Source organism: Haladaptatus caseinilyticus, assembly GCF_026248685.1.
Classification (GTDB): domain Archaea; phylum Halobacteriota; class Halobacteria; order Halobacteriales; family Haladaptataceae; genus Haladaptatus; species Haladaptatus caseinilyticus.
Genome location: NZ_CP111038.1, coordinates 132,953 through 142,345, shown reverse-complemented (window position 1 = coordinate 142,345; position 9,393 = coordinate 132,953). Strand labels below are relative to the sequence as shown.

Annotated in this window: 8 protein-coding genes; 1 reads left to right on the top strand and 7 read right to left on the bottom strand. The window is 48.1% G+C overall.

From position 1 onward, the window contains the following. Positions 1-83: 83 nt before the first annotated feature. The 7 genes from OOF89_RS16945 to OOF89_RS16920 all read right to left on the bottom strand — a co-directional run bounded on the left by OOF89_RS16945 (position 84) and on the right by OOF89_RS16920 (position 6,431). A complete protein-coding gene (locus tag OOF89_RS16945; protein WP_266080745.1) occupies positions 84-368 on the bottom strand; it encodes a hypothetical protein in 285 nt (94 codons plus the stop codon). Further along, complete coding sequence (locus tag OOF89_RS24635; RefSeq protein ID WP_407661638.1) at positions 299-682, bottom strand: hypothetical protein; 384 nt, start codon at positions 680-682, stop codon at positions 299-301. Before OOF89_RS24635 ends, OOF89_RS16945 begins: the two co-directional genes overlap by 70 nt. Before the next feature lie 90 nt (positions 683-772). Beyond that, positions 773-2,011, bottom strand: a complete 1,239-nt coding sequence (locus OOF89_RS16940) for an orc1/cdc6 family replication initiation protein (protein WP_266080657.1) — start codon at positions 2,009-2,011, stop codon at positions 773-775. Positions 2,012-3,720: 1,709 nt separating this feature from the next. Further along, positions 3,721-5,247: a sodium:solute symporter family protein gene (locus tag OOF89_RS16935; RefSeq protein WP_266080656.1), complete on the bottom strand. Its 1,527-nt coding sequence runs from the start codon at positions 5,245-5,247 to the stop codon at positions 3,721-3,723. After that, complete coding sequence (locus tag OOF89_RS16930) at positions 5,247-5,525, bottom strand: hypothetical protein (protein ID WP_266080655.1); 279 nt, start codon at positions 5,523-5,525, stop codon at positions 5,247-5,249. Before OOF89_RS16930 ends, OOF89_RS16935 begins: the two co-directional genes overlap by 1 nt. A gap of 116 nt (positions 5,526-5,641) precedes the next feature. Then, positions 5,642-5,881: a thioredoxin family protein gene (locus OOF89_RS16925; protein WP_266080654.1), complete on the bottom strand. Its 240-nt coding sequence runs from the start codon at positions 5,879-5,881 to the stop codon at positions 5,642-5,644. Further along, complete coding sequence (locus OOF89_RS16920; RefSeq protein WP_266080653.1) at positions 5,868-6,431, bottom strand: carboxymuconolactone decarboxylase family protein; 564 nt, start codon at positions 6,429-6,431, stop codon at positions 5,868-5,870. Before OOF89_RS16920 ends, OOF89_RS16925 begins: the two co-directional genes overlap by 14 nt. 2,644 nt (positions 6,432-9,075) lie before the next feature. Here OOF89_RS16920 and OOF89_RS16915 point away from each other — a divergent pair. Continuing rightward, positions 9,076-9,315 (top strand): hypothetical protein, encoded by a 240-nt coding sequence (locus tag OOF89_RS16915; RefSeq protein ID WP_266080652.1) that lies wholly within the window; start codon positions 9,076-9,078, stop codon positions 9,313-9,315. Positions 9,316-9,393: the final 78 nt, after the last annotated feature.

The window sequence follows — 9,393 nt, the reverse complement described above, 5'->3', positions numbered from 1 at the left end:
GTAAGAATGGTCTACAGTCGTACCGACGAACTCGATGCACTTCAAACGGAATACGAGCGAGATTAATCCAGTCTTGATACCATCTAGCTGCCCGAATTGACTTGACCTTTGTATTTTGATCGAATCTTGCCACTGTCTCGCCACTGCCAGTAATAGTAGCGATTGTCGTTAATTTGCTTCACTGTGATGGTAGCTTTCAAAGGAACATCGTCGGGGAAATCCGCAGGTTGTTCCTCATTCTGATCGCCCTGTTTCTCCTCTTGTTCAGCTAGTCGTTTTTCGCGTTCACGATATTCGCCTAATCTCTCGGCATACTCGGCGACGTGACGGAGAAGTTCCGGTGAGGAATCATCGAGTGTATCAATAATATTAGCTGGAAGTTCTTCTGGTGGAGTGGGTGACGTATGGGATCACGAGTACGTACTGGTGTCTCGCCTTTCGCCGCATGGCTCGCAAGTGAGATAAGAACGGCGTGCCCTTGCGTAGTGAGTTTCTGCATTCCTTCGATGACCTTTGATTGGTCGAGTTCCTCCTTCGCTCCCCGAACATGATTTTCGGTGACTTCTTTTTCACTATTATCGGCAGTACGTTTGCCGGCGAGGTAGAGAAGACGGAGTGCTTGCCGAGTACTGCCAGTATCCTGAGCAGCAAACGCCGAACAAAGAGGGACGACAGATGCCAGTTTTCCAACGTTGAGTTAGAGAGCTGTATGCCCAAAAAGTGACTGAAGATTTGCAAGTTGTCTCCGCCCGTTCTGGATTCAAACAAATTGCTACATCGCAGTGAATTCCTCACCGGAATCAGGGAGATACTCGATGATACTCCGATGAGCGCCGAACTCGCTGATGACCGTTTGCAATGCGTCTACGACAGTCGCAATGTCACGATTGACCTCGTGTTCGCGATACGTGCCGCCATCTTGGCCACGGTGTTCCATCTGGGAAAGAGTAAGATTGAGAATCTCGAAATCAGAGAGGAAGCTCCGCATTCGACGGGCTGTGCGGGGATCACGCCCTTGAAATTCACAGAGTTCCTTGTAACGCTGGTACACAATACGTGAGCGGGCCGGGGTTGCGTTCTCGGCGGCGAGTGTTATCAGGGCGTATAAGGTGAGTTGCTCATGTTCGGTAAGATCGCGCATGATGTCCATGCTCTGCTGGGCCTCGAGTTTCTCCTGTGCACGTTCGACGTGGTTGGTCGTGACTGCTTCTGCATTCTCCGTTCGAGCGAGATCGCCGGCTTTTCGAAGGAGCATAATTGCCCGTCGAGCATCACCACCGTCCTGTCGACCGAGCGCTGCACAGAGTGGAATCACCCCATCCTCAAGCGCGTTTTGATGGAATGCAATTTCGGCTCGCTGCTCGAGCACTTTTTGAAGTTCTTCCGTTCCGTATGGTGGGAATGATATCTCTGTTTCACAGAGCGATGACTGCACCTTTGCATCGAGATGCTCTCGGAACGTCGAGTCGTTACTGATGCCGATAAGACCGAGCTGAATGTTGTCGATGTAGCCGTTGTTATCGGCACGGGTAATCTGATAAAGAAACGTATCGTCTGAGATATGGTCGATCTCGTCAAGGATAATAAGGACGGTTCCTGAGTGTTTGTTAAGTTCGTTCCAGAGAAGGCGATAGACCTTAGATTGTGGATGGCCTGTTTCGGCGATATGATGTTCGGGTTCTCGGAATTTATTAACAAGGCTGATTGCGGCTTGATAACTCGTGCTGAGACCGTCACAGTTGACAGTGACGACCGAGATATCGACATCAAAGTGATCCGCGGAGTCTTCCAATTCATTGAGCAGAAAGTTCGTCACCGCAGTCTTTCCGACCCCTGTCTTCCCGTAAATGAAGATATTGTCGGGATACTCACCGTTGATGATCGGCTGTAGAGCAGCTTCGTACTCTTCAATTTCATTGTCTCGCCCAACGATCTCATCAGGAACGTACTCTACTTTTAGTGTATTCCGTCGCTTGTAGAGCGTATCATCCGGTTGGAATCGAGGAGCCATTCTGATCTCAAATTAAGTTAGCCATGTATGATAATTGTTTCTACCGACGTTTCCGCTATTTCCAGTATAACCACTAGTGGGTCCGGGTTCCACTAATACATTCACACCCCACCATTTCCAGTAGTGAGATCCTCACTCGCGTTAAGGGGCAAAGCCTTCTACTGACAACCTCACTGTAGATTGCATTCCTCTGAGTGGTAGCTCTCATGTTGATGAACCCGCCACTTTGGTAGTTCATTGACGATTCTGTCACCAAGACACCCCATCATTTCCAGTAAAAGTTGAGGTAACGGGGCAACTACTGACTTCACAATTTCCAGTAAAGCCACGCGAGCAAATCGTCAAGGGATCGATAGCATGAACCACCGTGTTCCAGTATTTCCAGTAAATGGTCATTTATAAGTAGAGTACACCCCACCGTTTCCACTAATTAACCGAGAGAATGAGATCGGCAGCAGGCGGGTAGGTGAAATGGTGTACAAACTCGGGACACCCCCTCCCCACTATTTCCAGTAAACTGTTCCAGAAGTGTCTGCCCTTCTCTGAGAAAACTCTAAATGAGTGGAAAGTTTTATGGTCTTTGTCTTCTAGTTACTCCGTAGGCTCGGAAAAATTCAGTTACTAGAGTAGATATACTAGTGAAATTATCTACAGCAGAAATTGCTTCCGGCCTCTTCCGTGTTTTACTGGAAACAATGGGGGGAGAGTGTTAGCCTCAAATTTCTTATTGATTTATGTAATCGTATTAGCGGAAACGGTGGGGTCTGACGTGTGACCGACGAACCTTCTGATGAGTGTACCCTGGGCGTGGTATGCGGCGATCGAACCCACATTTTTCATCGGCGGTTAAGGCCGATACCCCGACTCTTGAGCTCAGGAAGAAAGTCACTACTCGACTGAGTGCCCAATCTTTACGTGTCCTGTCCCCATCCTCGTTCGGAGTGACTGGCCAGCCCTAAGCGTTGTCAGTCACGGGCTGCCAGTCAACCATCCCCGAAGTCAGGGTCGCTAACCCGTGAACGCCCGACACTCGGGATAGAGTATTCCCGTACATATCGAGTACGACGCGGCAAGTCCACCGACAAGCCTTAGGACGTGTCCTCAAGGCAGTTGATAATCGGTACAACGGTAGTTCAAAACGGTAATGAGAGGAACGGAGACCATTACACTTGTAAGAGACATGATTATTGTCCTGTTTCACGTAGAGGAGTTTTCGTACACCGGAGTGCGGAGCCGATTGTCGCTATGGAGAGGGTTCTGTTGTGCTTCGAGTGGCTCATAGATAAGGATCGTATTGGCACTGTGGACAACGATGAGATACCCTTCGAATTTGAATCGTCGGTTTCTATTACTCTCTGGAGTCTCTCACGTGTTTGGCCGGTCGCTCTTGGTTAGTATAATACACTAACTTTCGGTACGCGGTACGTCGTACACGTATTCTCTCAATAGAATCGACTTGTCTTGTTGTGAGCGAACACTCAACCTGCGAGCCATCGTTTCGTTTCACTTCCGCTCTAGTTGGCTGACCTTTTTATTCATCGCCTTCGAAGAGGAATCTGCAGTCATCGTAACCCAGGACACGGCGTGGCTCCTGTGCCCCTACCCATTCTTCCACGCCGTGTACTCCCCTTGCATCACACCACCAGTGAAGCGAGTGTCCGCATTATTCCAAGGGTTTTCATCAGTAGTACTTGCCCCTGATTATTTGTTCAATCGTCAGCCGATGTCGATTGAGTCCACTGGCGTGTGACTGCTTGTTCGACATATCCTTGGATACGGTCACGATTTTCCTCGGGAACAGTATCCACGACGAAACTGATAGCGAGGAAAAATGCAGTATTTGTTACCAAACCATAGAAACCGGCCATAAATCCAGGAAATACAGCTGGCAACGAGATCACGCCAAACTTGAGAATAGCGGTAACAGCGACTCCAGATGTAAAGCCGACAATAGCACCGATTCGCGATGAGCGTCGCCAGAAAAATGCACCTACAACCAGCGGGAAAATCTGTGCAGCACCCTCAAAGGCGAGGTTTGCGAGCTGAACAATAAAACCAATATCCTGCACCGCCACAACGTAGGCGATACCACCAAGCACGACGACTGATCCCTTCGCAAACAACGTCTCGGAAGCGTCGTCGACATCGGTTGCGAACTCCTCGTACCAATCACGCGCAACCAGAGTTGAGACTGCATGGAGTTGTGAGTCGGCAGTGCTCATTGCTGCTGCGATGGCACCAGCAACGATGATTGATGCCAACCAGACTGGTGTATATTCATAGAGTACGGTCGGTATGACTGCATCTGGTATGGCTAAGTTTGGAACAAGCGCAACTCCACCCAGTGCAAGAATAGCAAGGGGAATATAGAAAATCATCAAGTAGCCAGTACCAGCGACCGAGACCCACTTGAGCGTGCGTGGAGAATCAGCAGCATAGAACCGCAAAAAAATATGTGGAGTCATCATCAGGCCAACACCAAGGACAACCCACCAGCTTGTGATGTACGCAGGTGAGTAGAGTCCTGTTGGTCCGGGCAACGTAACGTGTGAGGAGAAATTCGAAACAAGGGATGACCAGAATGCTGTTGGATCGCCTCCGTAAGCACCGAAGAGAAATGCAATGGTCGCCACCCAGACGGCCACAAACATGAATCCACCCTGGAGAGTATCTGTCCAGGCAACCGATTGCATTCCGCCCATCCAGACATAAACAATACTCACAAGGAGTAAGACCCCAGCGCCAACCTCAAAACTGACAACTCCCTTTGTTGCGGTCTCAAAAATAATACCGACTCCCATCATTTGGATTGCAATGTATGGGAACGTCGAAACGACAAGTACTAAACTCACTGCCCTAGCAAGGAATTTTGAATTATAGAAGTCACCAAGTAAATCGGAAGGGGTAACATAATCGTATTTTTTACCGACAAGCCATATGCGACTTCCAATTATCCATAGAACAAGTCCACCTACGACCATCCAAACATAGCCAGAGATATAGATTCCAATCCCTTTTCCATACATGAATCCCGCCGCACCAAGGAAGGCGAACGCTGAATGATACGTCGATGCGTATGTGAACGTTAGTACGAGGACACCTAGTTTTCGACCACCGGTCATCCAGTCACTGACATTCCCAGAACCAGAATTACGGCTTCGATACCCGATTACCAGCGTAGAAAGCAAGTATACGCCGATAGTGGCGAGTGCGATAGTTATCTGGGCCGAAACCATTAGCTATCACCTGTCGATAGGTCTACGTCTTCAGTCCGACGAAGTTCTGGAGGGACTTGCTCCTCAGTTAATGAAAACGCATCGTGCTTTGCAGCCCATAGGAGAACGATGATCGCAAACATGCCCCACGCTACGGCGTATAGCCAAAGGGTTCCCATTCCAAGGGTTGTGGTCGCGCTATTCGCTATGTAGACAACTGGCGGGTTCATTGCGATTATGAATAGAATCAACAAACCGGCAGCAATTTTGCCTTCACGATTTCGAATAATCTGTGCCATGAATTCACATAGGACTAGACAAGTAAAACAGTCACACTACCACTCGTAATTGCCAGGAACACTAGATTGCAGCAAATATTGTGTCAATCGGTGACATCCAACAAAGACCGGATCCGTCAGTTTTCCACCGCGTCTCTCAGTTCTTCATACGATGGGACACCACGGAGAGTTACCTCTTCATCGACCACTGTTGTTGGGACTGAAAATATACCGTAGTTCAGTGCTGTCGATCGGTCTTCTGTTACATTGTGAATCTGTAGTTTTGCATCCGACTCTTCGACAATCTCTTCTGCCCGTTCTATTACGGTCTCACACTGTCCACAATCATCGCTCGTGAATATCTCAATCGTCGCCATTATTGGGAAGAGTTCCCTGTCCAAGATAATCTTGTTCGGCCATTCCTTTCGAAACTACACCGGTTGCTTCCTGGAACACCGCGGTATAGACGTGAACTGCGATACAATCAATAAGCTCTACAATCTCCGTTTCTGAGAGACCGACATCGCGCAGGCGCTCAATATCTGATTCGGAAATCGAGTGGGGATCATCAGCCGTCTGCTCAGCAAACCGAAGAATTTCAAACTCTCGTTCTGAGAACGCCGACTCTTCGATTTCACGCTGGCGCATTTGTTCTATTTCGTTGTCACCGACTCCTTCTCGCTGGAGTCGATCTGTATGGAAGAACCGACAGCCTTCACACTCCATCACAGTTGCCGTCACTAGCGACACCTTTGATGTTAGCTCGAATGGTAGGCTTGTTCCTCGATAGGAATCACGCATATGCGGCCAGAATAGCTCGAGAATACGTGGAGCCTGTCCAAATACCATCCACATTTTATTGAGGCTCATTTCTTCGTCCATTTCGCCTTCACGAGTGGCGAGAATTTCTTCGTATATTTCTTTCACACGACCCTCGGCCTCGTCTGGATGAACGAGGTCGACATATGCACTGTTCTCAGACATAGTAATCATATCTAGAGATGGGTCGACGCTAAAAAACTCCGAACACGGCCAATATGCATGGGTATCTCTGACATTCTGACTCGTATAAATAACCTACACTCGATAGTGGGGGGTTCGCAATTTGATGCCGAACTATAGTCGCCTCGGAGTGTGGTAGTTGAGGTTGTAAGTCGCGTGCCGTGTGGTCTTCATTCGTACTACCCACTATGGTAAGCTCAAACCTTAAATTCACTGAATGGAGTGGGAAATCCAGCCGTTTGTAGCAACGAGGAATAGACGCACTCTGCCTACCGCTTGACCTCCGCCTGAAGACGGAGGTATGCGCTATCGGTATCTATCATGAATATCCAGTCTCCCGTACTCACGTACGATTCCGGGTATGAGACCAGTATCACCAATATTTAGCAATAGTTGCTCGCGCATCTGGCAAAATGTGACGTGTCCATGTGTTTCATACACATACACACCCTTAGAGATAGTAATGAGTTCAGTGTCACAGCGAGAAAAATCAGTAGAACGTATTCACATTTCAACTCGCATATTAATGACCTCGAGGGTCGAGACCTGTGCTAATTGTGGGGCCAATATCAAGCTCAATGATCCACACAAACATATCTCTACTATCCGCCAGCAAGTAGACTCCGATACCTCATTTGAAGAATCGGTATTATGTGGTGCCGACTGTGTGTCTGATTTCGCATAGCAGTATTTTCGATGTATAATCTTCATCGATTGTTTCGAGGTCTAATCCGAGCGTTTCACGATAGAACGGAACTGACGTACTAAAGTCCGTAACGGTCTGAAAAACGAAGTCAGCGGCTTTGACATTCAGATTCATCGTTTGCTATTGTCCTCAGTGATGTCAATGTGTTTGTCGGTCAAATTGGTAATCCTAGGGGACCGGAAGTGCTTGTAGCCAACGGTTATGTAGCAGGATAAAAGAGACGCCATCGAGATAACACCTAATTTCAGTGTGGCTGTTAGTCTCAACATGCAAAATGCCAATCCGTCTATCAGCGCATTCCATGCATTGAGCACAGCAGTCTCAACTTCTGATTGGATGAATGTTTCTACAGTTTCAGAGGATGGCTGGCTTCTAGCTCTGTCTGACACAATTGAACAGTATCAGACTCCACCTCGTCCTGAGCGTTGATCGTCTTCTAGTGAACTTTCGAAGCTGTAGCGACGTACTGTAGCCAAAATTGTGTGACAGAAAAATACCTGAAAGCAGTAGTTATGGACAAAAGGTTAGCCGTCTTGAAGATCTGACACGATATTCTGCTTCGTTTTGGGTTCTTCAAACACAGTGACAAGAACCATATCAGAGTCGCGTAAGAGTGAGTGTTCTCGATAGCTCCCCTCGTTTTCAGTGAAAGGCGTAGATTAAGCACTGAGGGCATGTTTTTGGGGAGGTCTGTAGTACGAAAGTGGTGAGAGACACCCCACACCTTCAGTGAACTACCCAAGTAAGCATCCACTCGATTTGATTCGAATACACGAACTTAAAAAGACAATGAACTCTTCACTGTCGGACACCACGTTTTCAGTGAAAAATACAAACAGTGCTCGCGGTTTTCGTTATCAAATCAAGGCGCCTGAATTGCCGCAACCCATAACTACTTACTATCTATTCTAGCTAAACTAGTAGAGTAGTTGTGAATCAGTTAGTGGTCCTGTTTTCATTGAAAACGAGGGGTTTCCTAGTGGAATAGATCCAGTTTTCACAAGGGTGAAAACTGAGAGTTGGTTTCACTGAAAACGAGGGGTGTGGGGAATCGTCAAATGCGCCTCTCGTTAATCCTTGAATTCGTCCGTTAGTACCGTCGTCACGCCCTTAACCGGCAAAAAGTTGTTACACTGCTCACCCTACGTTGTTAATGGAACGGTCTTCTCAATGGTGACACCAAAGCGGATAAGATGTATCTCTAACAGAACGGGAGTAATTAGGTGTTTCATACCGCCATCGAGTATGCTCGTTCCTCCGAGCACCTGGTTATCGTCCTAGAAGTCTTGTTATTCAACCGCAAGCGGTTAGAGCACGGCGAGTACATAAACCGCCGTTTGCAAGTATTGGACTTCGCCCGATTGGCAGAGTTGAATCCAACTCAAAGTAACAGAGGTAGGACTACCAGGTCGGTCTGTGAATCCTGCCGACGCCAGCCAGACCTGCCATGCGTGCGGCTATCTTGGGTAACGAAATTCACAAATTGAGATTCGCTGTACAATCGACGACAGTCACACAACAAAGTTCCAAGCAGATATTAACGCGGCGGCGAACATCGCCGGAGCGTTTGATTGTGTTTGGCATTGAGCGTTAGTATGGTATACTAACCTAGGAAGATTCGCCTCACCTCTTGAGTTTGATTCTGTTCTGTTTCACTTCATACGAGATAGAACTGACTTCAGTTCGGATATTCCAGTCGCAAATGCAGCTCGTGTACCCCACAGACGGCATGGGATCTTGCACTCTTTCCAAACCCATGCGTCCATGCCGTCTTTATTTGACTGGGTCACGGGACTTTTCTTAGCGAAACAGAACGTCCCATCCAAGGGTTTACATGACGAGTGCGCGAATTGATGAGTACCAATGGTTGGGCAGGGAGGATCGCCACTCTCGCCTCTTGCGCAAGACGCCCTTGACGCGCTCGTATCAGAACTCCCAGACGAGGGAGAATTCACCCACGAGCAAGCGTATGGAATTCTTGAGGAGAAAGAAGATCTTGGGCGATCGGGCGCTCAGGATATCATCGAACGGTTGCACAATAATGGTCATCTCTATGAAGTTGAGGGTAAGCTTCGACTCACTGATTACGAATCTGCACAGTAACGACCGTGCCACTACTGAGTGCTCACGAATCGGTACACATCTGTCGTAAAGAGGGATGTGGCGGGGCAAGGGCGGACC